The 26,883-nt window shown below is 69.2% G+C and carries 22 protein-coding genes; 12 read left to right on the forward strand and 10 right to left on the reverse strand.

Going from position 1 to position 26,883, the window contains the following annotated elements; translation table 11 throughout:
- Positions 1-16 precede the first annotated feature (16 nt).
- Together ACQP2E_RS31405 and ACQP2E_RS31410 are read left to right on the forward strand one after the other, a co-directional pair.
- Positions 17-991, forward strand: coding sequence for a WxL protein peptidoglycan domain-containing protein (locus ACQP2E_RS31405; RefSeq protein WP_433826576.1), 975 nt, complete (start codon positions 17-19; stop codon positions 989-991).
- Positions 988-2,451 carry a class E sortase gene (locus tag ACQP2E_RS31410; RefSeq protein ID WP_433826577.1) on the forward strand — a complete coding sequence of 488 codons (1,464 nt, stop codon included), beginning with the start codon at positions 988-990 and terminating at the stop codon, positions 2,449-2,451. The genes ACQP2E_RS31405 and ACQP2E_RS31410 overlap by 4 nt, the downstream gene beginning before the upstream one ends.
- Here ACQP2E_RS31410 and ACQP2E_RS31415 read toward each other — a convergent pair.
- Positions 2,445-3,083 (reverse strand): 4'-phosphopantetheinyl transferase family protein, encoded by a 639-nt coding sequence (locus ACQP2E_RS31415; RefSeq protein ID WP_433826578.1) that lies wholly within the window; start codon positions 3,081-3,083, stop codon positions 2,445-2,447. The genes ACQP2E_RS31410 and ACQP2E_RS31415 overlap by 7 nt on opposite strands.
- 47 nt (positions 3,084-3,130) lie before the next feature.
- Positions 3,131-4,168: a hypothetical protein gene (locus tag ACQP2E_RS31420; RefSeq protein WP_433826580.1), complete on the reverse strand. Its 1,038-nt coding sequence runs from the start codon at positions 4,166-4,168 to the stop codon at positions 3,131-3,133.
- 197 nt (positions 4,169-4,365) lie between these two features.
- Here ACQP2E_RS31420 and ACQP2E_RS31425 point away from each other — a divergent pair, with 197 nt between their 5' ends.
- The gene (locus ACQP2E_RS31425) at positions 4,366-6,792 is read left to right on the forward strand and encodes a glycogen/starch/alpha-glucan phosphorylase (RefSeq protein ID WP_433826581.1); all 2,427 of its coding nucleotides are present in this window, start codon (positions 4,366-4,368) and stop codon (positions 6,790-6,792) included.
- Between the two features lie 134 nt (positions 6,793-6,926).
- Entirely contained in the window at positions 6,927-7,418 is a 492-nt protein-coding gene (locus tag ACQP2E_RS31430; protein ID WP_433826583.1) for a beta-class carbonic anhydrase, read from the forward strand.
- Positions 7,419-9,043: 1,625 nt separating this feature from the next.
- Here the strand turns inward: ACQP2E_RS31430 and ACQP2E_RS31435 are convergent.
- On the reverse strand, positions 9,044-10,288 hold the full coding sequence (locus ACQP2E_RS31435; protein ID WP_433826584.1) for a hypothetical protein: 1,245 nt from the start codon (positions 10,286-10,288) through the stop codon (positions 9,044-9,046).
- A gap of 237 nt (positions 10,289-10,525) precedes the next feature.
- Here ACQP2E_RS31435 and ACQP2E_RS31440 point away from each other — a divergent pair, with 237 nt between their 5' ends.
- A complete protein-coding gene (locus tag ACQP2E_RS31440; RefSeq protein WP_433826585.1) occupies positions 10,526-11,032 on the forward strand; it encodes a SigE family RNA polymerase sigma factor in 507 nt (168 codons plus the stop codon).
- Complete coding sequence (locus ACQP2E_RS31445; RefSeq protein ID WP_433826586.1) at positions 11,029-11,853, forward strand: hypothetical protein; 825 nt, start codon at positions 11,029-11,031, stop codon at positions 11,851-11,853. The genes ACQP2E_RS31440 and ACQP2E_RS31445 overlap by 4 nt, the downstream gene beginning before the upstream one ends.
- A gap of 13 nt (positions 11,854-11,866) precedes the next feature.
- Here the strand turns inward: ACQP2E_RS31445 and ACQP2E_RS31450 are convergent, their stop codons facing one another.
- Positions 11,867-12,760: a LacI family DNA-binding transcriptional regulator gene (locus ACQP2E_RS31450; RefSeq protein ID WP_433826588.1), complete on the reverse strand. Its 894-nt coding sequence runs from the start codon at positions 12,758-12,760 to the stop codon at positions 11,867-11,869.
- 59 nt (positions 12,761-12,819) lie between these two features.
- Between ACQP2E_RS31450 and ACQP2E_RS31455 the strand changes: the two genes are divergently transcribed.
- On the forward strand, positions 12,820-13,833 hold the full coding sequence (locus ACQP2E_RS31455; protein ID WP_433826589.1) for a zinc-dependent alcohol dehydrogenase: 1,014 nt from the start codon (positions 12,820-12,822) through the stop codon (positions 13,831-13,833).
- Between the two features lie 25 nt (positions 13,834-13,858).
- On the opposite strand, the gene ACQP2E_RS31460 is transcribed toward ACQP2E_RS31455, so the two are convergent.
- Together ACQP2E_RS31460 and ACQP2E_RS31465 are read right to left on the reverse strand one after the other, a co-directional pair.
- The gene (locus ACQP2E_RS31460; RefSeq protein ID WP_433826590.1) at positions 13,859-14,722 is read right to left on the reverse strand and encodes an MEDS domain-containing protein; all 864 of its coding nucleotides are present in this window, start codon (positions 14,720-14,722) and stop codon (positions 13,859-13,861) included.
- A 35-nt stretch (positions 14,723-14,757) separates the two neighbouring features.
- Positions 14,758-15,771, reverse strand: a complete 1,014-nt coding sequence (locus tag ACQP2E_RS31465; RefSeq protein ID WP_433826591.1) for a polyprenyl synthetase family protein — start codon at positions 15,769-15,771, stop codon at positions 14,758-14,760.
- Between the two features lie 64 nt (positions 15,772-15,835).
- On the opposite strand from ACQP2E_RS31465, the gene ACQP2E_RS31470 reads away from it, so the two are divergent.
- The gene (locus ACQP2E_RS31470) at positions 15,836-17,014 is read left to right on the forward strand and encodes an acyl-CoA dehydrogenase family protein (RefSeq protein ID WP_433826592.1); all 1,179 of its coding nucleotides are present in this window, start codon (positions 15,836-15,838) and stop codon (positions 17,012-17,014) included.
- A gap of 1,106 nt (positions 17,015-18,120) precedes the next feature.
- Here the strand turns inward: ACQP2E_RS31470 and ACQP2E_RS31475 are convergent.
- Positions 18,121-19,914 (reverse strand): bifunctional sugar phosphate isomerase/epimerase/4-hydroxyphenylpyruvate dioxygenase family protein, encoded by a 1,794-nt coding sequence (locus ACQP2E_RS31475; RefSeq protein ID WP_433826593.1) that lies wholly within the window; start codon positions 19,912-19,914, stop codon positions 18,121-18,123.
- Positions 19,914-20,561, reverse strand: a complete 648-nt coding sequence (locus ACQP2E_RS31480) for a TetR family transcriptional regulator (protein ID WP_433826594.1) — start codon at positions 20,559-20,561, stop codon at positions 19,914-19,916. The genes ACQP2E_RS31475 and ACQP2E_RS31480 overlap by 1 nt, the downstream gene beginning before the upstream one ends.
- 92 nt (positions 20,562-20,653) lie before the next feature.
- Here ACQP2E_RS31480 and ACQP2E_RS31485 point away from each other — a divergent pair, with 92 nt between their 5' ends.
- On the forward strand, positions 20,654-21,460 hold the full coding sequence (locus ACQP2E_RS31485) for a shikimate dehydrogenase (RefSeq protein WP_433826595.1): 807 nt from the start codon (positions 20,654-20,656) through the stop codon (positions 21,458-21,460).
- Between the two features lie 21 nt (positions 21,461-21,481).
- Complete coding sequence (locus ACQP2E_RS31490) at positions 21,482-22,867, forward strand: Nramp family divalent metal transporter (RefSeq protein ID WP_433826596.1); 1,386 nt, start codon at positions 21,482-21,484, stop codon at positions 22,865-22,867.
- Positions 22,868-23,075: 208 nt separating this feature from the next.
- Here ACQP2E_RS31490 and ACQP2E_RS31495 read toward each other — a convergent pair whose 3' ends face one another.
- Positions 23,076-23,444, reverse strand: a complete 369-nt coding sequence (locus ACQP2E_RS31495; protein ID WP_433826597.1) for a hypothetical protein — start codon at positions 23,442-23,444, stop codon at positions 23,076-23,078.
- Positions 23,445-23,575: 131 nt separating this feature from the next.
- Here ACQP2E_RS31495 and ACQP2E_RS31500 point away from each other — a divergent pair, with 131 nt between their 5' ends.
- A complete protein-coding gene (locus ACQP2E_RS31500; protein ID WP_433826598.1) occupies positions 23,576-23,899 on the forward strand; it encodes a YciI family protein in 324 nt (107 codons plus the stop codon).
- Entirely contained in the window at positions 23,896-25,905 is a 2,010-nt protein-coding gene (locus ACQP2E_RS31505) for a DUF6596 domain-containing protein (protein ID WP_433826599.1), read from the forward strand. Before ACQP2E_RS31500 ends, ACQP2E_RS31505 begins: the two co-directional genes overlap by 4 nt.
- Positions 25,906-26,085: 180 nt before the next feature.
- Here ACQP2E_RS31505 and ACQP2E_RS31510 read toward each other — a convergent pair whose 3' ends face one another.
- Positions 26,086-26,883: a peptidase gene (locus tag ACQP2E_RS31510; RefSeq protein ID WP_433826600.1), complete on the reverse strand. Its 798-nt coding sequence runs from the start codon at positions 26,881-26,883 to the stop codon at positions 26,086-26,088.

Genomic DNA, 26,883 nt, shown 5'->3' on the forward strand with positions numbered 1-26,883 from the left:
CCGCGAAGGACCAGAATTGCCCAGGATCGCTGCCGCGCTCATCGCGCTGACGCTGGTTGCCCTGCCCACGCCTGCGTCCGCAGCTCCCGCCGCAAAAAGCCCTGCGGAAAACCCAGCGAAAGCCGCGAAAACCGCGAAAGCCGACGCCGCCTGGTCCGTGCAGCCGTCGAGCAAGACCGGCCCCGGCAACCGGCCGTTCTTCACCTATGACCTGGTGCCCGGCGGCACGGTCACCGATTACCTGGCGGTCACCAACCTCGGCACCGCGGAGATGACCTTCACGGTGTACGGCAGCGACGCGTTCACCACCGCGTCCGGCGGATACGACCTGCTCCCGGCCACTCGCGAACCCACCGACGTCGGTTCCTGGATCGAACTCGGCGCGAAGACCGTGACCGTTCCGGCCCGCTCCCGCGCGGACATCCCGTTCGTTCTGAAGATCCCGGAGAACGCCACGCCCGGTGACCACGCGGGCGGCATCGTCGCCTCGATCACCACCGCCTCGGCGGACGCCACCGGCAACACCACGCGCGTCGAGCAGCGCGTCGGCACCCGCCTCTACCTGCGAGTCACCGGCGATCTGCACCCCGGCCTGCGAGTCGACAACCTGCACGCCGGCTATCGCACCGGGTGGCGGCCGTTTACTGGCGATCTGGAGCTGACATACACCGTCCGTAACACCGGGAACACCCGCATCACGCCGGGCCAGACCGTCACGGTCGCCGGCCTCTTCGGCCTGGCGGCCGATTCGGCCCACCCCGACGCTTTGCCCGAGCTCCTGCCCGGTGCGGCTCTGGAGCGCACGGTACGCGTAACCGCCCGCCCAGCCCTGATCCGGCTGACCGCAAGCGTCGAGCTGTCCTCCCCTGACGGCGCCTCCGCGAAATCCACTGTGGGCGTGTGGGCCTGGTCCTGGTACTACCTGCTGATCCTGCTCCTGGCAGCGGCCGTGACCTGGGCGGTACGACGCCGCCGAAAGGTGCAGGCATGAAAAGGGCGGCCCCGCTCATCGCCGCACTCGCATTCCTGGCATTCCTGGCAATCCCGGGACCAGCATCGGCAGCCGGCCCCGCCGTCACCGTCGATCAGAAGACCACCCTGATCGGCGACACCGTCACCGTCTCGCTCACCGGATGGCCGGCCGGCGTCGTCACGGCCGCCCTCTGCGGCAACGAGGCGCGGGACGGCTCCGCCGACTGCGCCGTGCAATCCGCCTCATCCACCTCGGTGCCGGCCACCGGCAGGGCCGAGCTCCGGCTGCGCGTCTCGGCTCCGCCGGTCGGCTGCCCGTGCGTGGTCCGCGCGTCGACGGTCACCGGTGAGAAGATCGCCGACACCCCGATCGACGTGACCGACGTGGCGGACGCCGCCACCGTCACCGCCGCGACCGGCGACCCGGAACTCACCGTCCTGGACGCCGGCGTGCAGAACCGCTGGACCCTGTGGTCGCTGCTCGGCGGTACGGCACACCGGACCTTGACGGTGACCGTGCGCAACGCGGGAACCGCCGCCTCACCCGGATCCGAGTTGAGCCTGGACCTGGGCCGGGCCGCCGGATCGCAGGCGATGAAGGCGCTGCCGATCGGGCCGCTCGCCCCCGGTGCCGAGCTGCGGCTGGAGATCCCGTTCGAGGTGGCGGCCCCGGCGGCCGGCCGGTATCAGGTGACGGGGCGGATCGACGGCACGGCCGGAACCGAAGCCACGTTCACCACGACCACTGCGGTGTGGCCGTGGCTGCTTCTCCTCGTACCCCTGGGTCTGATTTTGATCCTCCGAGCGGCAGCGTCGCTGAAGCGGATGTCGCCGCTGCGAGCCGGTGGGGCCGGTTTGATCGCGGCGGGTGGGCTCTGTGCGGCGGTGCTGGCGGCGCAGACGCTGTTGCCCGGGCCGGAGACGGCCGACGCCCAGGCCGCGCTGGACAGCCAGCTGGCGGCGGCGTGGGCAGGCGCTCCTGCGGCAGAGGCGCAGAGCCAGGACAAACCGACAGTGACCAGCCTTGATCAGCCGGCGCCCGTTCAGGGGCAGCCGTTTGCTGTGCTGCACGTGCCTCGATGGAACGCCGAATACACGATCGTCGAAGGCGTCAGCACTGCCGACCTGCGGAAAGGTCCCGGGCACTATCCGGGGAGCGCGCTGCCGGGGCAGATCGGGAACATGGCGGTGGCCGGGCATCGTGGTCCGGCGGGGCTGCCTTTCAACGACATCGACACGATGCGTGCGGGCGATCCGATCATGGTGGAGACCGCGACGAGCATGTATGTCTATCGCGTACAGCGGCACGTGATCGTGCCACCGTCCCGGGTGGACGTGGTCGCGCCGACGCCGGAGAAACCCGGTGTGGAACCGACCGTGGCGATGCTGACGCTTACCGCCTGCCATCCGAGGTTCTCGTCGAAACAGCGCTACATCCTCTTCGCGGTGCTGGACGAGGTGCAGGCGAAGACTCAGTGATCGACAGTGACGGCGGTGACGACCAGACCGTGTTCGATCACCCAGCGGCCCTTCAGCGCCCGGAACGGGCCATCGATCAGGATCCGCGCGCGGAAAACGCCGCCGTCCGGGTCGATGATCAGATCAGCGTCGGCGAAGCCCAGCCAGGATCGGGCCACCGGGTACCAGGCCTTGTACACCGACTCCTTGGCGCTGAAGAGCAGCCGATCCCAGTGCACCGACGGCTCCGCCTTCGCCAGAATCGCGAGGTGTTCCTGGTCCTGTGCCGTGGTCACCGCGGGCAGGACACGCGGTGGCAGCGGGGCGTGCGGTTCGGCGTCGATGCCGAGGCTGCGTATGTCAGCGACAGCGGCGACGGCTGCGGCGCGATAGCCGGCGCAGTGGGTGATGCTGCCGGTCACGCCGTCGGGCCAGAGCGGCTCACGCCGGGGGCCGGGGCGGATCGCGACCGGCGGCCGGCCGAGAAGGGCAAGCGCCTCGCGGGCGCAGCGGCGGGCCGTGAGGAACTCCCGGCGGCGGCCCGGCACCGCGGTCGCGATCAGGTCTTCCTCGCCGGGAAAGCACGGTTCGCTCGGGTCGTCGGTGAACGCCTCGGCGGTACGCACCGATGACGGCAGCAACAACTCGAGCACCGACGGAGTGTCCCACCCCGTGCGGGGTGGGACACCGTCGGCCTGCCTCAGTTGGCGGGGTCGATCTTGTAGATGAAGTCCACGCCACCGGTGCCGGCGCCGGACTTGTCCACGGCGTACGCCTTGCCGTTCGCGGTCTCGATGTGGTTCGGGTTGGCGGCCGTGGCGATGCTCTCCTCGACGACGGCCGTCTTGGCGTCGACGACCGTCACGGTGGCGGCCGTGCGGTTCACCACCAGGACCGTGTTGGACCGCTCCTCGTACGCGACGGAGACCGCGCCGGCGCCGGTCGCCACCTCAGCGGTGACAGTGCCGGTCTTCAGGTTGACGAACGAGACGCTGCCCGCGGTCTGGTTCGCGGTGTACGCGGTCTTGCCGTCGTCCGACAGGTCGATCGAGATCGGGCCGTCGCCGGTCGCGATGAAGCTCGGGGTCTCCGAGTTCGGCGACACCACGATGATCCGGTCGTTGTTGAGGTCGGCGGCGTACAGGTTGCCGCTCTTCTCGTCGACGACGAGACCGGTCGGGCCGGCGCCGGTCACCACGACCCGCTTCTTCTCGACAAGGGTCTTGCTGTCGTACGCGACCAGCTCACCCGAGGTGAACGCGCTGGCCCACACGGTGTTGTGCTTCTCGTCGACGACGATCTCACGGGCGTGCGGCACGTTCGCGAAGCTGGCGACGTGCGCGCCGGTCCGCTGGTCGTACACGGCGACGGCGTTGTTGCGGGTCGCGGTGACCCAGACGTGGTTGTACTCGTCGTCGACCGCGACACCGTAGACGGCCTCGAGCGCGCCGGTGGTCTCGTTGGTGACCGGCGGGGTGATGGTGGCCTCGACCGCGAGCGTCTTCGGGTCGACCTTGAGCAGCGCGGAGCTGAGCACCGGCGGCCGGCCGACGGCGGCGGTGACCCAGAGGGCCTTGTTCCGCTGCGAGTAGTCGGACTGGTACAGGCCCTTGATCAGGTCGGCGGAGGTGACCGTGGTGGCGTCCTGGCTGGCGGTCGCGGTGCCCGGAACAGCCAGCACACCAGCGGCGGCGGCGAGGACGGCGGCGGCCGCCAGGCGACGGGTGGTAACAGACATGGTGCTCCTAACTGAGGCGCCCTCGGTGGAGAGCGGTCATGCATCAACTTAGGAGAGGCTTACCTAACTTGCAGCACCGCGACAGTCCTTTGTAATCAGGACCATAGATTGTTGACAAAACGCTGAGCAATCTTGTCGGGAAAGGCGTCTGGGTGGAACGCGAGCCATTTGAAACCCTTACGCGGCACAATGGCGGCATGGATCTTCGACAGGGCATCGGTCTTCGCAAGCTTGGCAAGACCGTCGATGAGTTCCAGCAGGACCTGTTGAGCAACCTCTACTTCCGGCGCGGCACCACTGTCGAATCGGCAAGCCCGCGGGACGCGTACGAGACGCTCTCCCTGACCGTGCGCGACCATCTCGCCGAGAGGCGGGCGCGCACCGCCGCCGCGCACTACGCCAGCAACCCCCGCTGGGTCTACTACCTCTCCGCCGAGTTCCTGCTCGGCGCCCAACTCGAACAGAACCTCCTCTACTCCGGCACCGGCGAGATCGCCGGGCAGGCCGTCAAGGCGCTGGGCCGCACCCTTGAGGAGCTGGAGGACCTGGACGTCGAGCCCGGCCTCGGCAACGGCGGCCTCGGCCGGCTGGCGGCCTGCCTGGTCGACTCGATGGCCACCCGCGACATCCCTGCCGTCGGTTACGGCATCCGCTACGACTTCGGCATCTTCAAGCAGTCGCTCAGCGACGGCGCGCAGGCCGAGCGCCCGGACGACTGGGCGTTCCAGGGCAACCCGTGGGAGTTCCCGGCACCGGACGACCGGCAGACCGTCGGCTTCTACGGGCACACCGAGCCGGTGCCCGGGTCCTCGACCCGCAAGAAGTGGGTCCCCGGTGAGATCGTGCTCGGCGAGCCCAGCCACATGCTGGTGCCCGGTTACGGCACCGACACCGTGAACATCGTCCGGCTGTGGCGCGCCCGGGGCAGCGAGGCCTCGTTCGACCTGAGCCGCTTCTCGGCGGGGCAATACGCGGAGGCCGTGCAGGAAGCGGTCCGCGCCGAGAACATCAGCAAGGTCCTCTACCCGGACGACAGCACCGAGCTGGGCCGCGAACTGCGCCTCAAGCAGCAGTACTTCCTGGTCTCCTGCTCGCTGCGGGACATCATCCGCCGGTTCCGGCTGCGCAACTCCAACTGGGACGAGTTCGCCGAGAAGACCGTCATCCAGCTCAACGACACCCACCCGACGATCGCGATCCCGGAGCTGATGCGGCTGCTGGTCGACGAGTACGATCTGGAGTGGGACCGGGCCTGGGCGATCACCCGCAAGACGTTCGCGTACACCTGCCACACGCTGCTGCCGGAGGCCCTGGAGACCTGGCCGGTGCACGTCTTCGAGCGGCTCCTCCCCCGCCACCTGGAGATCATCTACCTGATCAACATGTTCTTCCTGCGTGAGGTCGAGGAACGGTTCCCGGGCGACACCGACCGGCTGAGCCGGATGTCGATCATCGGAGAGCAGCCGGAGCGCCGGGTACGCATGGCGAACCTCGCCGTCGTCGGCACCGAAGCCGTCAACGGCGTGGCCGAGCTGCACTCGAAACTGCTGCGCGAGACAGTGCTCAACGACTTCGCCGATCTCTGGCCGGCCAAGTTCCAGAACGTCACGAACGGCATCTCGCCCCGCCGTTTCGTCAAGCTGGCGAACCCGCGTCTCTCCGACCTGATCACCGAGTCGCTGGGTGACGACGGCTGGCTGACCGACCTGGAACGCCTGGCCGAGCTCGAATCCTTCGCCGGCGACGCGTCGTTCCAGGAGCGCTGGCGTTCGATCAAGCGGGCCAACAAGGTCGATCTGGCGGCCGGCGACCCGGACTCGCTCACCGACGTGATGATCAAGCGCTTCCACGAGTACAAGCGCCAGCAGCTCAAACTGCTGCACATCATCACCCAGTACCAGCGGATTCGGAACGATCCGAACGGCGACTGGATTCCGCGTACCGTGCTCTTCGCCGGCAAGGCCGCACCGGCCTACCACGCCGCCAAGAACATCATCCGGCTGATCAACGCGGTGGGTTCCACGATCGCCGCTGATCCGGTCGTCTCGCCGTACCTGAAAGTGGTTTTCGCGGAGAACTACAACGTCACCCTCGCCGAGCAGATCGTCCCGGCCGCCGACCTGAGCGAGCAGATCTCGCTGGCCGGCAAGGAGGCGTCCGGCACCGGCAACATGAAGCTCGCCCTCAACGGCGCGCTCACGATCGGCACCCTGGACGGCGCGAACATCGAGATCCGCGCCCGGGTCGGCGAGGACAACTTCTTCCTCTTCGGCCTGGACGCCTTCGAAGCCGCCGATCGCAAGATCTCCGGTTACCGCCCGGCCGACCACTACGAGCAGGACGCCGAACTCCGCCAGGCCATCGACGCGATCAACGCCGGCGTCTTCGGCGGCGTCGGCCACGACGTGGCCGGCTCCCTGCTCGGCCACGACGAATACCTCACGCTCGCCGACTACCGCTCCTACATCGACTGCCAGGACGCCGTCGAGGCCGCCTGGCGCGACCCCGAGCACTGGACCCGCATGTCGATCCTCAACACCGCACACAGCGGCTTCTTCTCCGCCGACCGCACGGTCGCCGATTACGCAGCCCGCATCTGGCGCGTCGCGCCAGTCCCCGTCTGATTTCGTACGCCGAAAGCACAAGTACCGCGGTTTTCCAGCGCGACCATCTGCCGGCGCAAGGCCGCCACGCGGCCATCGCTACCGGCGGGTGGTCGCGCTTCTCCTATCAAGCTTGTAGGCATAGCATGAGTTCCATGAGCGTCACCGATGAGCTGCTCGCCAACGCCGAGCGTTATTCCGCCACCTTCGACAAGGGCGATCTGCCGTTGCCGCCCGCCAAGCGCGTCGCCGTGCTGGCCTGCATGGACGCCCGCCTCAACCCGTACGGCATCCTGGGCCTGACCGAAGGCGACGCCCACGTGATCCGCAACGCCGGCGGCGTCGTCACCGCCGACGAGCTGCGCAGCCTGGCGATCAGCCAGCGCCTGCTGGGCACCGTCGAGATCATCCTGATCCACCACACCGACTGCGGCATGCTGACCTTCACCGACGACGAGTTCAAGGCAAGCATCGAACGCGAGGTCGGCATCAAACCGCCCTGGTCGGCCGAGGCCTTCCCCAACCTGGACGCCGACGTCCGCCAGTCAATCCGCCGCATCCTCGACGACCCCTTCATCCCGGCCAAGCAGTCAGTCCGAGGCTTCGTCTACGACGTACAAACCGGCAAACTACGCGAAATCCTCTGACCCCCAAGCCGGCGCTCCCCGTCGGCGGCGAGGGCCTGCCTTGGAGACTTGTGGGTGCTCTGACCCCGCAGGTCTCCGCAAGCAGACGACGGCCCGAGATCCGTGCCAGAGCCGGCGGCGCACTGTCACGATGGCAGCGCGTCACCGGAGAGCCCCTGCGGACCACACCACCGAAATCAACACACTCCGGCGTTGCCGCCCACTCCAGCCGCGATCGCGGCAAGCCCGGCCCCCGGACGACCGCTCACCTTTCACCATCCACGCCCCACCCGACGACCAGCCTCACCTCGCCGCCCGGCCCCGCGCCGCCCGGCCCCGCGCCGCCCGGCCCCGCGCCGCGCCGTCTCGCATCGCCCCGCCTCACGCCGCCTCGCGCTGCCCAGTCCGGCGCCGCGTCGTCCTGCGCTATCCCGCCCCGCGCCGCCTCGCGCTGCCCAGTCCCGCGCCGCGCCGTCCCGCGCCGCGTCGTCCCGCGCCGCGCCGTCCCGCGCCGCGTCGTCTCGCATTGCCCCGCGCCGCTCCGCTCCGCCTCGGCCTGGATCTTGTGGACTTCCCCGCAGACGTGCCCGCACAACTCCACAAGATCGGCGACGCACCCCGCCCCGCCCTGCCCCGCACCGCTCGACCCCGCGCCCCTCGGCCTGGATCTTGTGGACTTCCCCGTAGACGTGCCCGCACAACTCCACAAGATCGAACAAGCCTGGCTGATCTTGGGAACTAACGCCCAAACGGTTCGCCGAACTCCACAAGATCGGCGAAGCACCACGTCACCACGCAGGCACGTGAAGCACGCGAAGCACCACGTCACCACGCAGGCACGCGAAGCACTACGTCACCACGCAGGCACGTGAAGCACCGCGCTCACCACGCCGGCACCGTGAAGCACCGCGCTCACCACGCCGGCACCGTGAAGCTCCGCGTTGGCCGAACCCTGGAGACCTGTGCGGCATAGAACACCTACGAGGCTCCAAGATCTGGCACTGTCCACCCGCGTGGCGACAAAGCGGCACCACAAAAGCGTGCAGGCCACCCGAAACGGACATGCCACGGGCGGCCGTCCCGCAAACTCGTGCACTCGTGGTCGATCGGTCGGCCGAACCGCACAAGATCTCTGAGCGGCACCTCGCACCGAGAAACCGCCACGCCCCCACGCCGCCACGCCGCCACGCCCCCACGCCGCCACGCCGCCACGCCCCCACGCCGCCACGCCGCCACGCCCCCACGCCGCCACGCCGCCACGCCCCCACGCCGCCACGCCGCCACGCCCCCACGCCGCCACGCCGCCACGCCCCCACGCCGCCACGCCGCCACGCCCCCACGCCGCCACGCCGCCACGCCCCCACGCCGCCCGAACCCACCACCGCTCCACAAATGGGGAAACCCGGACGACCGGGACTTGCCAAGATGGCTGGTGGGCTCGGGCGCCGGCATGGCCGGTTCCCCGGCGACGGCGACGCCACAACAGCGGCAGGGACGGGACGGGGGCGGGGACGGGGACGGGGGCGGGGACGGGGACGGGGGCGGAGACGGGGGCGGAGACGGGGGCGGAGACGGGGGCGGAGACGGCGGGCGGGGGCGGGACGGGGACGGGGATGAGGTGGGGACGGGTACGGGAACAGGGGCGGTCAGGTGATTGTCAGGGTGCCGTTGGGGTTGCGTACGCAGGTGAGCTCCCTCGGCCCCCCAGCCGCCGCCGCGCCGGACAGGCAGCCGGCCAGCACGCCGTGGCCGGCTGCGCTCGGGTGCCACGACTCCTGGCAGGTCTGGTAGTACGTGACGCACGTGTTCGCGAAGCGCTGGATGGCGATCTTGTCGTATCCGTCCAGGTCGGGGATGAAGACGCCGTTCGGGCCGTCCTGCACGCGGATCGGAGTGGCCAGCGTCGTCGCCGGGTTCGTGCTGGACTCGCAGAGCCGGGCGCCGTCGAAGGCACGCTGCACGTTCAGCCGTGCCAGCTGCGGGAACTCGTCCTTGAGCTGGCCGTGGACCGACCCGACCAGGCTGCCGAGCGCCGCCGAGAACTGGTGGCCGGCCGGGAAGCTGGCCCGGTGGATCGGGCAGCCGGCGCGGTACCGCTCGGCGCCGAGCGCCCGGAACTTGTCCCGGTCGTCCTCGCGGCTGTCCTCCGCGACGAGGCTGGGCATCACGTCGGTAGGCAGCGGGTTCGTGTAGTCCTGCAGCACAACCCGGTGCTGCCCGTCCGCGTCGATCTCGTCGAGCACGGTCAGCAGGCTGCGCACCGCCTGCACCGTCTCGGCCGTCGCGGACGCGATCTGAGCGGCGGTCGCGAGATCGTCAGCGGCGCACGGTTCCTGCGGCACCGGCCCATTAATGTACGCCCAAAACTCCCACCACCCGGTCCAAGCGTCCGCGATGAACCGGTTGGCACACTTCACGGCCACGTCCCCGAATGTGAACGAGCTGTTGTTCGACCCGATCCCGAGCAGCACCAGGTCGATGTCATGAGTCTGCGCGACGGCTCGCAGCTGGTCGGCCTGCGAGGCGACCTGCCGGCCGTTCGCGCGGGTGCTGGAGGCGGCCATCAGGTCGTACGGCCGCCCGCCCGAGCAGGCCAGGTTGAACCGGGCCGCCACACCGGGCAGGTCGGCCCGGAAGATCGAGGCGTTCGCCGACCGATGACAGAAGTACGCGTTGGAATTGGCGGCTGACCAGCCAGGGAAGCCCTGGGCCGCGCCGTTGACGTCGGGCACTGACGCGTAGGAGCCGGCACCCTCGCCGCTGATGAACGAGTCGCCGAGCGCGACCGCGGCGACCGGCAGAGCGGCCTGCGCCGGAGCAACCGGCGCGAACAGGAGGAATCCGGAGAAGACGGCGATCAGGACATGGAAGGAGAGCGATTTCCGAGCCATGTCTGAGCTGATCATCCAGCGTGGACGGACGTCAATGTTTCCGGGCGATGAACTGATAATCCGGTCTCACCTCCTTGCCATCGGCCTGCCAGGATCTCTAACGTCTGCCGGTCCGGGAAAAGGTGCCGGGGAACCTGCCGGGGAACGTGCCGGGGAACGTGCCGGGGAACCTGCCGGGGAACGTGCCGGGGAACCTGCCGGGAAACGGGCCGGGACGAACGAGGAGGAGGTGTTCCAGTGCGCGACGAAGCGTTCCGCGCGTATTTCGAACGACACCATGCCTCGCTGTCCCGTTTGGCGTACCTGATGACCGGCGAGTCGGACGTCGCCGACGATCTCGCGGCGGACGCGCTGACCGAATGCTGGCGGCACTGGGATCGGGTCACCACGGCCGACGACCCGGCCGCTTACGGGCACGGCATCCTGATGAACCTGGCCCGCCAGTGGATCCGCCGCCGGGGCAGGGATCGACTTCTGTCGTTCGAGTCGTTGAGGCGTACCCGGGAAAGTGACGTCTCGGCGGTGCTGGACGTCCGCGGCGCTCTGCGCCGCCTTCCGCATCGCCGACGCGCGTGCGTGGTTCTTCGGTACGCCTTTGACCTGCCGGAACGCGAAGTCGCGACGATCCTCGGGATATCCGTCGGCGCGGTGAAAAGCTCAACTTCTCGCGGCGCGAAGCAACTTGCCGAACTACTCGGTGGAAGCGGCGTGGCACGGATCGACGGTTGGGAGGCGGCGCGATGAGGCTCTCCGACGACGAGCTGCGCGCGGCATTGCGCGCGGAGGCGGCCGGGCACGAGCCGAACCGTGAGGCGATGCTCGACCGGATCGCCATGTCCGCTACTGCCCAGCCGGTCACTCGTCGCCGGGCAGCGGGCCATGCGCCGAGGCGCGGCCCCAAGGTACGGATGGCGGCGGCCGCCACGGCTGTGGTGGCGCTGTTCGCCGGGGGCGGTTTCGCGAACTGGGCGCTGGCCGGGAGCAACGACGCGGCACCGCCGCCGGCTCCGGCGCCGACAACGGCCCCCACAAGCGTGCCCTCACCAGCACCCTCGGCAACGCCGTCGAAAGTGCCCTCCGCAAAGCCAGCGCCATCGAAGACGCCTCCGAAAGCGCCTTCGAAAACCCCGGCGAAAACCACCCCGAGCGCCACCCTGACCAAGGGCCAGCCGGGTTTCACCCAGGTCGAGCAGGGTCCGCTCTGGTCGGACGGCTCGGTCGTCGCCGAGGGCTCCAGCGTCATCACCCTGAAGACCACCGAGGAACTGACCTCGCTCGACGTGGTCATCCGGGTCGCGCGTACCGAAGGCCTGGTCTCGCGCGGCGCGACCAAGCAGACGCCTGGCGGCAGTGTCACGGCCTCGGTCACCGAGGAGGCGGACGCGCTGCTCTACCGCTTCACGCTGGCCTCGGCCGACACGCTGGCGCCGGGCACGTACACGTTCACGGCGAAATACACGGCGGCCGCCCGCAATGCCGGCGGTGACACCTACGAAGCCCTCGCGTCGACCACGTCGTCGCCGTCACTGGACGTCTACGGCAACTTTTACGCGAGCACGCCCTGAGCGGGCCCCGTCCTCAGGCGGAGTCGCGGATGATCACCTCGGCCGGGGCCGGCGTGGCATCGCCGACCGGCAGGCCGAGCACCTGACGGGCGGTCCGCCGCCCGTACGCCCGCGCGTCGATCCGCACGCTGGTGAGCCGTGGCCGCCAGAGCGCGCCCTGCGGGGTGTCGTCGAAACCGATCACCGCGAGGTCGTCCGGCGCACGCAGCCCGAGGTCGCTCAGCGCGGCGAGAACGCCGAGAGCGGCATCGTCGTGCAGCCCGGCCACAGCGGTGACGCCGTCGTCGAGCAGGGTCCGCAGCCGTTCCGGGCCGTCGACAAGCACCGGCTCAGGGGGCGGCAGGCCCAGCTCCCGGGCCGCCGAGTGCACGTGCTCGGTCATCAGCGCGAAGAGCGGATCGCTGCCGGCCGGCACGGCCACCGCGATCAAGCGGTGACCACGGCTCGCCAGATGTCCGATCTGGGTCAGCATGTGCGCCGCCATCCCGTCGATCCAGCCGCCGTCGGCGACCTCCCGGTCGGGGCTGGCGTAGACCGCGGGCAGGTCGATCACGGCACGCGGTGAGACGGCCTCGATCGCGGCGGCCGAGGAGCCGTACGAGACCAGCAGGCAGTGCCCGGCCAGCGCCAGCTCGGCGTCGAGCCCGGCGATGAAACTCTCCAGGCTGTTGCCGCGCGGCAGCCCGCCGGCCTCCAGCACCACGATCCGGGAAGCGCCCTCGCGCAGCGCCCGGGCGATCGAGTGCGGCACGTAACCCAACTCGGCCGCCGCTCGCCGGACCCGCTCGCGGGTGGCGTCCGGGATGGTCTGGTTCGCCGTCTCGTTCAGCACGAAACTCACTGTCGCCTGGGAGACCCCGCTGGCCCGCGCGACGTCACGCATCGTCACTCGCGCCGAGATGCTCACGCGAGCTATCGTACCGCTCAACTAATACGTATAAGTTGTGGTCGGACGAGGAGCGTCAGATGCAGTCGGTACAGGTGACAGGACCCGGCACAACAGGGTTCGTGGAGATCGAGAAGCCGGTGGCGGGCCCGGCTGACGTGCTCGTCCGGATCCGGGCGTGCGGCATCTGCGGGTCGGACGGCCTCTACATATCGGTCGGCGGCATCCCGCCGCGGCAGGGCGCCACCCCGCTCGGGCACGAGCCGGCCGGCGAGGTCGTGGAGGTCGGCGCGGAGGTCGAGGGCTTCACCGCCGGTGACCACGTGGTGCTCAATCCGATGGCGTCGAGCGACGGCATCATCGGCAGCGGCGGCGCACAGGGCGGTCTCTCCGAGTTCGTGCTGATCCGTGGCGCCGTGGCCGGCATCCACCTGGTCACCGTGCCGAAGCACATCCCGTTCGAGGTGCTCGCGCTCAACGAGCCGATGGCGGTGGCCGGTCACGCGGTGAACCGGACCGCGCCGGAAAAGGGCGACAAGGTGGTCGTCTTCGGGGCCGGTCCGGTCGGGCTCGGGGCCGCTATCGCGTACCAATTGCGCGGAGCGCACGTCGTGGTGGTCGACATCGTGCCGAACCGCTTGGAGAAAGCACTCAAGGTCGGCGCACATGCCGTGATCAACTCGGCTGAGGAGGACGTGGCCGCCCGGCTGCGCGAGATCCACGGCACGGCGCCGCGCAGTTTCGTCCGGGGTGAGCGGCCGGACACCGACATCTACCTGGACGCGGCCGGCGCTCCGGTGGTGCTGGAGACCATCCTCGCGGCCGCGAAGCACGGTGCCACGGCCGGCATCGTCGCGGTGCACAAGAAGCCGGTACCTGTCGACTTCGGCAGCCTGCTCACCACCGAGCTGACCGTGGTGCTCTCGATGGGTTACCCCACCGAGATCTTCGAGGTCACCCGGGACATCATCGACCACTGGGAGCGGTACGAACTGCTGATCAGCGACCGGATTCCGTACGCCGAAGCGCAGCGTGCCCTGGAGCTCGGCTCGACACCGGGCGCCGCCGAGAAGGTCGTGGTGACCTTCCCGTAGCGGTCGTGGTGACCTTCCCGTAGAACTAGACGAATTCCACGTCGGAACCGGCGCCGTGCAGCAGCAGCATCCTCCGCAGCGACGGCAAGCAGCCGACGATCCTCAGCCGTCGTCCGCTGCCGGTCGCCCGCAGCAGCGTGCGCGCCGCCGCCGAGTCGGCGAACCGCAGGCCGGCGACGTCCAGGGTCAGCACGGCGCCGGGCTCCTCGGCCAGGTGGTCCAGCACGGTCCGCAGGGCGTCCCGGTTCGACAGGTCGGCCTCGCCCTCCAGCCGGACACCGAAACCCGCGGGTGTCGCGATCCGCACCGCCCGCAACAGTGGGACCGCATCCGGGCTCGTCTCCGCGGTGATCGTGCAGGGGTGCGCGCGGATGATGTCGCGCATCTCGGCCATACCGAAGAGCCGCCGGTCGTAGAGGCAGACGCCCATCGCGAAGCCCTCGGAGAAGAGCCGGTTGACCCGGGCCTCGTACAGCGGCATGAACCCGGCACGCCCGGTCCGGGCCGCCCAGGACATGTCGCCGAACGCCCGGAATCCGCGGAACCCCTCGGCCCGCGCCCGCTCGGCCTCGCCCCGCCAGTGATCGACCGTGCCGTCGACGTCGAAGCCGCCGCCGTGCACGTACTCCCCGGCGGCCGGCGTGATCTGCAGACGGCCGGCGGCGCGTGCCGACCGCACGTCCACACCCTGCGAGGAGAGCTCCGCGGCGACCTGTTCACCGTGTCCGAGGTAGACGACACGGTGACGGGCGCGAAGACCCGCTCGGACGTACGCGGCCACGCTGCGGGTAAGTGACGGCTCGTCGCCGGCCACCAGGCAGGCGTGGTCACCGGGGCTGAGCCGTTCGAGCAGGCCGGACATGCCGTCACCGTACTCAGGGCGGAGCATCACGGGTATCGCTGAAATGGCGGACGGTCAGTTGTTCAGCCGTTCCGATCAGCGATGTAGTGGCACAGGGCTTCGAGGGTGCGGCGGGCCGCCCCGGACGGCAGGGCCGCGGCGTGGGCTCGGGCGTCCTCGGCGTACCGATGCACGGTCTCCTGCGCCTGCTTCAGCGCCGCCGACTCACGCAGCAGGAAGAGCGCCTCGGCGTGCAACCCGTCGTCGATGAGCGGTCCGGCCGAGAGCAACTCCCTGAGCCGCCGCGAGTCAGCACCCGTGTCACCGGCGGCAAGTGCATAAAGAGCAGGCAGCGTCGGTACGCCTTCCCGCAGGTCGGTACCGGGCGTCTTGCCGGACTGCTCCGACTCGGAGGTGATGTCGAGCAGATCGTCGGAGAGCTGGAAGGCCATCCCGATCGCGGTGCCGAACGCGTCGAGCGTCGTGACGTGGTGCTCCGGCAGTCCGGCGGCCATCCCGCCGAGGCGGGCGGACGTGGCGATCAGGCAGGCCGTCTTGTCCTCGATGACACGCAGGTGGTGCCGGATCGGGTCGGCGCCGCGCGGGCCGACCGTCTCGGCCAGTTGTCCTCGGACGAGCTGGGCGAGGGTGCGGGCTTGAAGGCGTACCGCATCCTCGCCGAGGCCGGCGGCGAGGCTCGCGGCGCGAGCCAGCAGGAAGTCGCCGACGTAGACCGCGATCGAGTTGGTCCAGCGCGCGTTCGCGCTGGCCGCGCCCCTGCGCATGGGCGCCTCGTCCATGACGTCGTCGTGGTAGAGCGTGGCGAGGTGGGTCAACTCCATGACGACAGCGGAGGTGATGGCCGCCTCCCGGCCGGTGATGGCCGCCTCCCGGCCGACCTCGCTGAATTCGGCTCCGAGTGCCACGACGAGCGGCCGGAACCGTTTGCCGCCGGCCTCGACCAGGTACGCGGCCGCCTCGGACACCAGCGGCTCCGGGCTGATCACCGCGGCGCGCAGCTCGGACTCCACGTCTCCCAGAAAGCCGGAGATCGTTTCCCGGACACCCGGGTCGATGAAGTCGTTCACCACCGTCATGATCTTGAGGCTAGATCATCGCTCCTGGGAAGACGCTGATCCCCCGCCAGGGCATCATCTGGGGATGACGACGCACAGAACCAGCACCGGCCCGCTCGACCTGCTCGACGTCGCAAGCCTGCTCAGCGACGAGGAGCGGCAGATCCAGGAGACGGTGGCCCGGTTCGTGGCCGACCGGGTCCGGCCGCACGTGGCGGGCTGGTTCGAGGAGGGCACGTTCCCCCGCGAACTGGCACAGGAGCTGGGCAAACTGGGTCTGCTCGGCATGCATCTGGAAGGTTACGGCTGCGCCGGGACCAGCGCTGTCGCGTACGGACTGGCCTGCCTGGAGCTGGAGGCCGGCGATTCCGGGCTGCGCAGTTTCGTCTCGGTGCAGGGTTCGCTCGCCATGTTCTCCATCTGGAAGTACGGCTCCGAGGAGCAGAAGCAGGAGTGGCTGCCCCGGATGGCGGCCGGCGAGGCGATCGGCTGCTTCGGCCTGACCGAGCCCGACTTCGGCAGCGACCCGGCCAATATGCTGACCCGCGCGGTCCGCGACGGCGACGACTGGATCCTGACCGGCACCAAGATGTGGATCACCAACGGCAGCATCGCCGACGTGGCGACGGTCTGGGCGCAAACCGAGGACGGCATCCGCGGCTTCCTGGTCCCGCGTGGCACACCCGGGTTCACCAGCCGCACCATCAAGCAGAAGCTCTCACTGCGCGCCTCGATCACCGGCGAACTGGTCCTCGACGAGGTACGCCTCCCCGACTCGGCCCGCCTCCCGGAGGCCCGCGGCCTGGGCGCACCGCTCGGCTGCCTGAGCGAGGCCCGTTTCGGCATCGTCTTCGGCTCGACCGGCGCGGCCCGCGACAGCCTCCAGGCCGCCCTGGACTACGCCGGCACCCGCATCCAGTTCGGCCGGCCGATCGCCGCTTTCCAGCTGACCCAGGAGAAGCTGGCAAACATGGCCGTCGACCTGAACACGTCGCAGCTGCTGGCCCTCCACCTGGGCCGCCTCAAGGACGCCGGAACCCTGAAACCCCACCAGATCAGCGTCGGCAAGCTCAACAACGTCCGCACGGCGCTAGCGATCGCCCGCGAGTGCCGCACGATCCTGGGCGGCAGCGGCATCACCCTGGAGTACTCACCGCTGCGCCACGCCAACAACCTGGAGTCGGTACTCACCTACGAGGGCACCTCGGAAATCCACACCCTGGTGATCGGCCAAACCCTCACAGGCCACGCCGCCTTCCGCTGAAACCCCACTGGGGTACGCCCAAAGCCCCACCACCCTCACCGAAACGCGCCTTACCCAGCCGGCCGGTCGAGCCGAGCCGGGCCGGGCCGGGCCAGGCCGGGCCAGGCCGGGCCAGGCCGGGCCAGGCCGGGCCAGGCCGGGCCACGCCGGGCCACGCCGGGCCACGCCGGTTGGACCGCGTCGGGCCGGGCCCAGGCCCACACCAACCGTGACGCCGGCACACGGTGAGCTCCTGTCCCGCCTACCCGTAGCCGAGCTTCAACCAAGACGCGAGCACACAGTGGACCCCGGTCATGCCTGCCCGCAGCCGAGCCTTAACCGAGACCCGCGCACACGGTGGCCCCCTGCCACGCTCGCCCGCAGCCGAGCTTCAACCGAGACCCGAGCACACAGTGGACTCGGGTCATGCCTACCCGCAGCCGAGCTTCAACCGAGACCCGCGCACACGGTGGGCCTCTGTCACGCCTGTCCACAACTGGGCCGTGACGGGGCCGCGACCGAGACACGAGCACACGAAAGAGGCCGTGAGCGGTGACGGGCTCACACATAACGCGTGCGTGTGCTCCCATCTCGGCCCTGGCGTAGATGGGGTCGCACAAAGCCGTTCCGTGCGGCCCCATCGCGGCAATCCAGTCGTTCCGTGCGGCCCCATCGCGGCAATCCAGTTGTTGCATGTGACCCCATCGCGCCTATTCAGCAAACCTTCGCTGACCTGTAGAGCTTTCGCGGACGGGTGGGGGCGTGCGCGTCCCGCCGACTGTCGAGCGCCGGTCTTTCCGGGTTGGTGCCGGCTGGTTTCCTCGATCTTGTTGAATAACCGAACCCGAGCACGAACCACGAGCACGAACCCAAGAACGAACACGAACCCAAGCACGAACACGAACCCAAGCACGAACACGAACCCAAGCACGAACACGGACCCGAGCACGCTGCCGCTCAAGTCAACAAGATCGACGACGGGTTGCCGATCTTGTGGAGTCCTCCGCAAACGGTTCGGGGGAGACCACAAGATCGGAAGCGGGGGTGCCCGAATACCTGCGGCTGACTATCGAACCTTCGCCTGACTATCGAAGACCTTCGCCTGACTATCGAAGGCCTGCGCCTGACTATCGGCGTACCGAAGGGGAAGTGAGCCGGCGGTGGCGCTGCGCGGCCATGCGGACCGGGGCGTTCGCCTCGCCGAAGCGGTCGTATCCCCCTCGGCGTTCGAGGATCTCGAAAAAGACGCGGCCGCCCAGCACCGGGGTGTAGAGGTGCAGCAGCTCGCCACCGGCCGCGTCGCGGTCGTAGAGGATTCCGTATGCGCGCAGCGTGGACACGAAGTCGTCCGGCAGGGCGAAGCGGGCCGCCAAGTCAGCGTAGTAGTTGTCCGGAACTGACAGCTGCGGGATGTTCAGCGCGGCCGCCGTCGCCACGATGTCCGCGGTCGTGAAGGCCACATGCTGAGGATCGGACACGGCCGGGGCCCAGTCGCCACGGCGGAGCAGTGACACGCTCAACGCCAGGCGGATGCTGCGGGTCTTGTTGGTCAGCGCCCGGGAGCGCATCAGGCCGAACGGCGCCGCGTACTCCTCGGTGGACAGCGGCTCCAGGCCCAGCACCGAGTGGTAGAACAGCCCCGCCTCGTCGAAGTGGTCGAAGGGCTGCGCCAGACCGAGATGGTCGGTGGACAGCAGGCCCGCGCCGGCCGCGGTGGAGCCCGTCGGCAGGAAGTCGTTGCGCCACTCGTTGGCGGAATCAGTCACGAAGACGCTGGTGCCGTCCGGGGCGGTGATCGCGGCCAACTCCGCTTCGCCCGGTTCGCGGACGTTCGGGTGGGCCGGGGCTGACAGCGCCTCAGCGCGCTGCAGTGACTGAGAAGGATCAGCCGAGGAGATCGCGAACGCGGTGATAGCGGCGGTTTGCGGGCGGGTGACGGCGCTGTTCAGGACGATGCGGCAGCCGGACTGTTCCCAGAGCTCGACCGGTTTGGTGCGATGCTGGCCGGTGTGTGCGAAGCCGAGGCCGCGCAGGGTTCCGCGCAGTTCCGGGCCGGAGTTGGCGTCGACGGCGAACTCCGTGAAGGCGTATCCCGATAAATCTGGATAAGCCGGTAAGGCCGCACCCTCCAGCGCGATCAACGAGCGCATCGCGTCCACAGCGGTCCGCGCCGGATCAGCCTGCCGGAAAACGTCGTTGAAGACTTCCAGCGACAGCGGCCCGTCATAACCGGCGGCAAGCGTCAGATCCACGAAACCCGCGAGATCGAAGGCGCCCTGACCAGGGAATAGCCGGTGATGGCGGCTCCACTGCAGCACGTCCATCCGCAGATAGGGCGCGTCCGCCAGCTGAAGGAAGAAGATCTTGCCGGGGGTGATGTCCGCGATGCCGGCCGGATCGACGTCGCGGGAGAGCACGTGGAACGAGTCGAGGCAGAGCCCGAGCGAGGGATGATCGGCGCGCTGCACGATCCGCCAGGAGTGGTCCCAGGTGGAGACGTGCCGGCCCCAGGCGAGAGCTTCGTAGGCGATCCTGACCCCGAAATCAGACGCTAAATCCGATAAATCCGAGAGTTGACCCGCAGCCAGGTCGTCGTCATCGACAGCCTCCGGGTGCACCGACGAACACACCAGCATCGTCCCCGCACCAAGCTCCGCCATCACCTCGAACTTCCGCGAGGCCCGGTCCAGATTCTTCCGGAAGAGAGGGTCCGGCACCGCCTCGAAATCCCGGAACGGCTGATACAGATCGATCGACAACCCCAGATCCGCACACCGCTCCCGCACCTCCCGCGGCGACAACGACGACACCACGAGATCGTTCTCAAAGATCTCGATCCCGTCGAAACCCGCCGCGGCAGCCGCTGCCAGCTTGTCCTCAAGCGTTCCGGAAACGCAGACCGTCGCGATGGAACGGCGCATCAAACCTCCCGTAGATATCCGGTCACCAGGTCGCCGAGCATGGTCCGATAGAACGAGCGCCGGTCCGGATCCAGCAGGTCCCGGTCGAAGAGCGCGCCGAACGTGTGCCGGTTGGCGACCCGGAAGAAACAGAACGAACTGATCAGCATGTGTACGTCGAGAGCATCGGCGCCCTCACGGAAAACACCGTCCCGCCGGCCTCGCTCCAGCACCGCGTCGAGCAGGGCGACGGCGGAGCTGTTCAGGTCCACGAGCCGGGCCACCTGGTTCATGTGTTTGGCGTACTGCGCGTTCTCCACCCCGACCAGCTTGATGAAAGCCGGGTGGGCCTCGTGGTGGTCGAACGTGATCTCGGCGAGCCGGCGAACCGCCGCGACGGGGTCCAGGTGCTCGACGTCGACGGTGCGCTCGGCGGCACGGATCTCCGCGTACGCCCGCTCCAGCACCGCGAGATAAAGCTGCTCCTTGCCGCCGAAGTAGTAATAGATCATCCGTTTCGTGGTGCGGGTCCGGTTGGCGATCTCGTCGACCCGGGCGCCGCTGTAGCCGCGCTCGGCGAACTCGTCGGTGGCCACGTCGAGCAGTTCAGCGCGGGTGCGCTCGGCGTCTCGCACCCGTCCAACCGGCATCGATTTCTCCTGCGTCATGTGGCTAAGTCTGCCCGGGGTCTTGACAGTGATGGCCACCACACCCGATAACTAACGTACCAGTTAGTACATAGACGGCCCAGGGGCGTGACATGGCGAATTGCCGGTGCGGGTTGATCGGAACGGGGATCAGCACCTCGCTGTCACCGGCGCTGCACGAGGTGGAGGGCCGGCGCCAGGGCCTCGACCTCAGCTACTCGCTGTTCGATGTGGACACCTCGGGCTCGCTGAAATCCACCCTCGACGACGCCGAACGCGACGGCTTCGCCGGGTTGAACATCACTCATCCCTTCAAGCAGCAGGTCGTGGAGCTGCTCGACGACCTGTCACCGCAGGCCAGAGCAATCGGCGCGGTCAATACCGTGGTGTTCCGCGACGGCAAACGGTTCGGCCACAACACCGATGCGTACGGATTTACCGAGTCATTTCGCGCATATCTGCCGGATGTCGCAAAAAAGCATGTAGTTCAACTAGGCGCCGGCGGGGCGGGTGCGGCCGTCGCCCACGCCCTCCTGAGCGTCGGGGTCGAAAAGCTGTCCATCATCGACCCCGACGATCAGAAGAGTAATGATTTATCAGCCAAAGTCGGACAACAGCCCGGCGATCTCGCCGCGCTCCATACCGCCGACGGCCTGGTCAACGCCAGCCCCATCGGCATGCACCACCACCCCGGAATCCCGCTGCCCGCAGAGCTGCTCCACCGCGATCTGTGGGTCGCCGACATCGTCTACATGCCGGTCGAGACGGAACTGCTGCGTGCCGCCCGTGCCGCCGGTTCACGGACGGTCGGCGGGACGGCGATGTGCGCGTACCAGGCCGCCGCCGCGTTCCACCTCTTCACCGGAATCGCCCCCGATACCGAGCGGATGCTGCGTCATCTTGACGTGCTTCTCGCTTGACCGTCCTCCAGGAGCATCAAGATGCTTACCGATACGACGACCCGGGAACTCCCGGAACCCCTCTCCCTTCGACGCATGGTCGGCCCCGGCATCGTGGCCGTGGGCATCGGCATGGCGGCCGGCGAGATCATTCTCTGGCCGTACCTGACCGCGATCGGCGGCCTGGGCCTGCTCTGGCTCGCCTTCACCACCCTGGCCGTGCAGTTCGTCATCAACATGGAGATCGAGCGATACACCCTGGCCACCGGCCAGACCGCGCTGATGGGCTTCTCTCGCTGGTGGAAGGGCTGGGGCATCATCATCTGCCTGGCCGGCGCCTTCCAGTACGTCTGGCCCGGCTGGGCGACGAGCGGGTCCACGGTTTTCACGTACCTGTTCGGCGGCGGTGACCCGGTCTGGATCACCGTGATCGGCCTGGTCCTGGTCGGCGCCCTGCTCAGCGTGTCCAAAGTGATCTACAAGACGGTCGAGCGGGTCGAGGTCGTCAAGGTCGCCCTGACGCTGTTCTTCCTCGCCGTCGTGGTCGTCTTCGTCATCTCGCTGAGCACGTGGGGCGAGGGCGCGAAGGCCACCGTGACCGATTTCGGTCAGATCCCCGAGGGCATCACGTTCACCCTGATCCTCAGCGCGATCGGTGCCGCGGGCGCGGGTGGCGTACACAATCTGGTTCTTTCGAACTGGATCCGCGACAAGCGTTACGGCATGGGCGCGCACGTGCCCCGCCTGATCTCACCCATCACCGGCCAGGAGGAGGCGGCCGGCGCCGACCGTTACCAGTTCCCGGTCGACGAGGCTTCGCTGAGCCGCTGGGCCACCTGGTGGAAGCGCGCGAACATCGAGCATCTGGCCACTTTCGTAGCGGTCTGCTTCGTGACGATCAGCGTCATGAGCCTGCTCGCGTACGAGACCCTCTTCGGCCGCGACGATCTCAAGTCGGATCCGTCCTTCCTCCGGATCCAGGGCGAGATCTTCTCCGCCGAGGTGGGCGGCTGGCTGCGCCTGCTCTTCCTCGCGGTAGCGGCGGTCTCCCTCTGGGCAGCCGCGATGGGCCTCCTGGACATCATCGGCCGGCTGGCCTCCGACTTCCTGCGCCGCACGTACCTGACCGATTCCGCCCGCTGGACCGAATCCCGCGTCTACCTCGCGGTGGTCTGGGCCGAGATCTTCCTGGGCTCCGCGATCCTGCTGGCCGGCTTCACCCAGCCCCTCGGCCTGCTCATCGTCTCCACCTGCGCCGCGTCAGTGGTCACCCTCCTTTACTCGATCCTCCTGGTCCGCCTCAACACCCGCGATCTCCCCGCCGCGATCCGCCTGCGCGGCTGGCGCCTGGGCGGAATGCTCATCGCCATCGCCTTCTACGGCTTCTTCGCGATCGCCATGGTGGTCACCCAGTTGCAGCGCCTCTAACAGCACCTTTCTTTCGGTACGCCCCAAATCCCACCAACCGCATCAACCACCTCCCGTGGCCTCCCGACACCTGCCGGCCCCTCCCCCCGGCGCCCTTCGCCGCCGGCCCCGGCGCCCCCTCACCGCCACAAAGCCGAGCCGTAGCCCAGCGAGGTCATCAAGCCGGATGACCTATCTGGGCCACGGCTCGACCGGCACGAGCGACTATTCAGGGTCGGGGCCACAGGGCGGCGACCGACAGGAAGCACATAGCGGTGATCGCGCCTACGGCCAGGGTCAGGGTGCCGAGGGCACCACCGGACATGGCCCAGAGGTCGCCGGCCAGCAGCGCCGTGCCGGACAGTGCGGCGGCCGCGGCCAGGGTGCGGGAACCCGCGGCCAGGGTGCGGGAACCCGCGGCCAGGTACCGCCGGGCGAGGACGTAGCAGGCCGCGATCAGCGCGATGAACGTGATCGAACCGGCGGCCATGTGGCCCAGCGCGTGCCCGCTCATCGTGGTCGGCACGGACGACCCGGGCTCGCCGGGCGTGGTTCCGTCAGCGGTGATGGCGAGTGGGGTGCTGGCTTCTGCTGGCATTTGGGGCTCCTCGTCGTCGGGGTTTGCCCTGGCGTCGGCTACCAGCACCTGACAGGTAATGGTTCGATTACCTGTCACATGGGCTGGATCGACGCTGGGGCAGAACTACACCGATGTGAGGGAGAAGGACGATGCGCTACCTGATGCTGCAGAAGGCCCACGGCGCCGAGCCGGACGAGAAGCTGTTCGCTGAGATGGGCGCCTTCATCGAGGAGCTGACCGCCTCCGGCATGCTGCTCGCCACCGGCGGGCTCGACCCGGCCGGGTTCAAGATGGAGTCGGCGGGTGACGAGCTGACCATCACCGACGGGCCGTTCACCGAGGCCAAGGAGGCGATCGGCGGGTTCGCGCTGGTGGAGGTCCGGTCGAAGGAGGAGGCGGTCGAGCTCGGCCGCCGGTTCCGGAAGATCGTGGGTGACGGGGAGACGCTGATCCACCAGGTGTTCGGCCCGTGACCGAGACCTCGGCCACCGCCGGCACGCCCGACCTGGCGACCGGCGCCGGCACGCCCGACATGGCGGCCGGCGCCAGTACGCCCGACGTGGCGGCGGTGGCCGGGGCTGTCTGGAAGCAGGAGGCCGCGCGGATCGTCGGCGGGCTGCTGCGGATGGTTCACGACGTCGGGCTGGCTGAGGAGTTCGCGCAGGACGCGCTGGTTGTGGCGTTGCAGCGGTGGCCGGTGGACGGCGTTCCGGACAACCCCGGCGCGTGGCTCATGACCATCGCGAAGCGCCGGGCCGTCGATCACCTGCGGCGCACCACGAGGCTCGAACCTCTCACCCACGGTCCGGAACAGGCGCCGGAACCGGCCGACGACGATGTGCTCCGGCTGATGTTCACGGCTTGTCACCCCGTACTCCAGCCTGAAGCTCGGGTGGCACTCACCTTGCGCGTGGTCGCGGGATTGAGCACGACGGAGATCGCCAGGGCTTTTCTGGTCACCGAGCCGGTGATCGTCCGGCGGATCGCCGGTGCGAAACGCACCCTGGCCGATGCCGGGGTGGCCTACGAACCGTCCGCCCCGCTGGCGTCGGTCCTGGAGGTCGTCTATCTGATCTTCAACGAGGGCTACTCGGCGACGTCCGGTGATGATCTGATCCGCGCTGACCTGTGCCTGGAGGCGTTGCGGCTGGGCCGGCTGCTGGCCGGGCTGGCACCGGACCAGCCGGAGGCGCACGGGCTGGTCGCGCTGATGGAGATCCAGCAGTCCCGGTCGGCCGCACGAACCGGCCCGTCGGGTGAGCCGGTGCAACTGCACGAGCAGAACCGCGGCCGGTGGGACCAACTGCTGATCCGCCGAGGTTTCGCGGCGATGCTGCGGGCCCGAGAGGCCCGAGAGACCCGAGAGGCCCGAGAGGCCCGAGAGGCCGGCGAGCTGGCCCGGCCGTCCGGTGGGCCACCCCCGCAGGCCGGACCCTATGTGCTGCAGGCGGCCATCGCGGTCTGTCACGCGCAGGCGCGGACCGCTGAGGACACCGACTGGGCCCGGATCGCGTCACTCTACGACGCGCTCGTCCGGCTGATGCCGACCCCGGTGGTACGCCTGAACCGGGCCGTAGCAGTCGGTTTCGCCCGTGGGCCGCAGGCCGGCCTCGACCTGATCGACGAACTGCGGGCCGATCCACGGCTGACCGATTACCACCTGCTGCCGAGCGTTCGCGGTGATCTGCTGCGCAGGCTCGGCCGGGTGACCGAGGCGCGGCACGAGCTGGAGCGGGCCGCCGGGCTGACCGCCAACACGGCCGAACGGGAGTTCCTGCTGGCCCGGGCGGCATTGTTGCCGGAGGTCGGCGGGCGCAGTCTCGGTGAGGCGACGGCCGCGTTCCTCGCGAGTCCTGGGGTGAACAGCCCGGCCACCGCCAGGGCTTATGGTCAGACGCTGTCGCGAATCGCCCGGGTTCTCGGCGAGCGCACCCCGTTGTCCGAGCTGACCGCGGCCCGGGTTCACGAAGCCTGTCAGGTGCTGTGGGCGGACGCGATGCCCCGTGGGTGGAACCGGCACGTGGCGGCTCTGCGGTCATTCGCCACCTGGGCTAATGTTCCGGAAATATCCGGAATGCTCCAGCCGCTCGTCGTCACGTCGCCCCCGGCTGCCGGTACCACCACGTGGCCGGAGAGTGCACCACTCCGGGAACGGACACTCTGGACGATGGTCAGGGAATCCAGCGCCCCGATCACGGCGATCCTCGCCCTCGACATCGAAGACCTGGATCTCGACGATCGGCGGACGATCACCGGCGTGGTGTCATGGCGATCGGCGACAGCCCGGTTGCTGACCGAGCTCATCGCCGAGCGTACCCATGGCCCTGTGTTTCTCTCCGAACGACGGCCCGGACCGGGCCGCCCAGCAGCGACCCGGGATCTCTGCCCGGTGACCGGGCGGAGGCGGCTCTCCTATGAGCGCGCCGAGTACCTGTGCAAACAGGCAACCGGCAGCACCCTGCGCCGCCTCCGCCCGTGACCGCCTTCTGAGCCAAGCGCCTTGAAGCTGGCGGCCTGAATCCGGCAGCCTGCACCCGGCGGCCTGAATCCGGCAGCCTGCACCCGGCGGCCTGAATCCGGCAGCCTGCACCCGGCGGCCTGAATCCGGCAGCCTGCACCCGGCGGCCTTAACCCGGCAGCCTTAACCCCGGGGCGCGGGTCAGGCCCGGCGGCGCCGGGTCCAGGAGAAGCCGATCAAGCCGGTGATCGCGGCGAGCACGCCGCCGCCGACCGTCCACACCCAGCGGGACGAGAACTCCGGCACCCCATCCGCTGAGAGCGAGAGCCTTGAGGAGTCGGCCGACGCCGACGGAGACGCGACCGGGCTTGCCGTCAGCACCTCACCCGGCCGGTTCACCGGAACCAGTGGCGCTTCGAGTTCACCCTGGTCAGCCCCGGTATCACCACGAGCGGCGGTCAGGGTCAGATCGACGGTGACCGGTAGGCCGAGGTCCTGCTCAGGCATCTCGGTGGTGGACAGGCGCACGTAGTACGTACCCGGCAACGGGTCACCGTCCCACGGCTCGGCCCACGACCGCACCTGCCGCAGCCGGCAACCGAGCGTCACCGAGGTGGCCGCGGTCTCGGCGATCGGGTTCTGCTCGCCGGCCACACAGGCCTGCCTGCGGCGCAGGCCGTCGAAGACCTCGACGGTCCAGGACTGCGCGCCGGTCCGTTCGGGCAGGCCGACGGTGGCGGCCAGCTCCGGGTTCTCGCCGGCGGCCGCACTGAACGACCAGTAAAGATAGTCACCGGTCACGGCGCTGACGCGGACCGGCTGGGCCGGGGAGATCGTGACGGCGGTGAGGAACGACGTGCCGGCGCTGCTGACAGCGGGAATGGGCGCGGGCGACGGCGCGGCAAACGCCACCGACGGGATGCCGAACACCAGCGACACAGAAGCGGCAGCAGCGGCGGCAGCAGCAGCAGCAGCAGCGGTTGTCTGAACGGCTCGCAT

Source organism: Actinoplanes sp. CA-015351 (assembly GCF_050955685.1).
Taxonomy (GTDB): domain Bacteria; phylum Actinomycetota; class Actinomycetes; order Mycobacteriales; family Micromonosporaceae; genus Actinoplanes.

Excerpts from the sequence above, each read along its gene's own strand:
- ACQP2E_RS31490 (WP_433826596.1), top strand. The coding sequence starts at position 21,482 with ATGCTTACCGATACGACGACCCGGGAACTCCCGGAACCCCTCTCCCTT.
- ACQP2E_RS31470 (WP_433826592.1), top strand. The coding sequence starts at position 15,836 with ATGACGACGCACAGAACCAGCACCGGCCCGCTCGACCTGCTCGACGTC.
- ACQP2E_RS31435 (WP_433826584.1), bottom strand. The coding sequence starts at position 10,288 with ATGGCTCGGAAATCGCTCTCCTTCCATGTCCTGATCGCCGTCTTCTCC.
- ACQP2E_RS31510 (WP_433826600.1), bottom strand. The coding sequence starts at position 26,883 with ATGCGAGCCGTTCAGACAACCGCTGCTGCTGCTGCTGCTGCCGCCGCT.
- ACQP2E_RS31430 (WP_433826583.1), top strand. The coding sequence starts at position 6,927 with ATGAGCGTCACCGATGAGCTGCTCGCCAACGCCGAGCGTTATTCCGCC.
- ACQP2E_RS31480 (WP_433826594.1), bottom strand. The coding sequence starts at position 20,561 with ATGACGCAGGAGAAATCGATGCCGGTTGGACGGGTGCGAGACGCCGAG.
- ACQP2E_RS31425 (WP_433826581.1), top strand. The coding sequence starts at position 4,366 with ATGGATCTTCGACAGGGCATCGGTCTTCGCAAGCTTGGCAAGACCGTC.
- ACQP2E_RS31500 (WP_433826598.1), top strand. The coding sequence starts at position 23,576 with ATGCGCTACCTGATGCTGCAGAAGGCCCACGGCGCCGAGCCGGACGAG.
- ACQP2E_RS31460 (WP_433826590.1), bottom strand. The coding sequence starts at position 14,722 with ATGCTCCGCCCTGAGTACGGTGACGGCATGTCCGGCCTGCTCGAACGG.
- ACQP2E_RS31465 (WP_433826591.1), bottom strand. The coding sequence starts at position 15,771 with ATGACGGTGGTGAACGACTTCATCGACCCGGGTGTCCGGGAAACGATC.
- ACQP2E_RS31495 (WP_433826597.1), bottom strand. The coding sequence starts at position 23,444 with ATGCCAGCAGAAGCCAGCACCCCACTCGCCATCACCGCTGACGGAACC.
- ACQP2E_RS31455 (WP_433826589.1), top strand. The coding sequence starts at position 12,820 with ATGCAGTCGGTACAGGTGACAGGACCCGGCACAACAGGGTTCGTGGAG.
- ACQP2E_RS31485 (WP_433826595.1), top strand. The coding sequence starts at position 20,654 with ATGGCGAATTGCCGGTGCGGGTTGATCGGAACGGGGATCAGCACCTCG.
- ACQP2E_RS31445 (WP_433826586.1), top strand. The coding sequence starts at position 11,029 with ATGAGGCTCTCCGACGACGAGCTGCGCGCGGCATTGCGCGCGGAGGCG.
- ACQP2E_RS31420 (WP_433826580.1), bottom strand. The coding sequence starts at position 4,168 with ATGTCTGTTACCACCCGTCGCCTGGCGGCCGCCGCCGTCCTCGCCGCC.
- ACQP2E_RS31475 (WP_433826593.1), bottom strand. The coding sequence starts at position 19,914 with ATGCGCCGTTCCATCGCGACGGTCTGCGTTTCCGGAACGCTTGAGGAC.
- ACQP2E_RS31410 (WP_433826577.1), top strand. The coding sequence starts at position 988 with ATGAAAAGGGCGGCCCCGCTCATCGCCGCACTCGCATTCCTGGCATTC.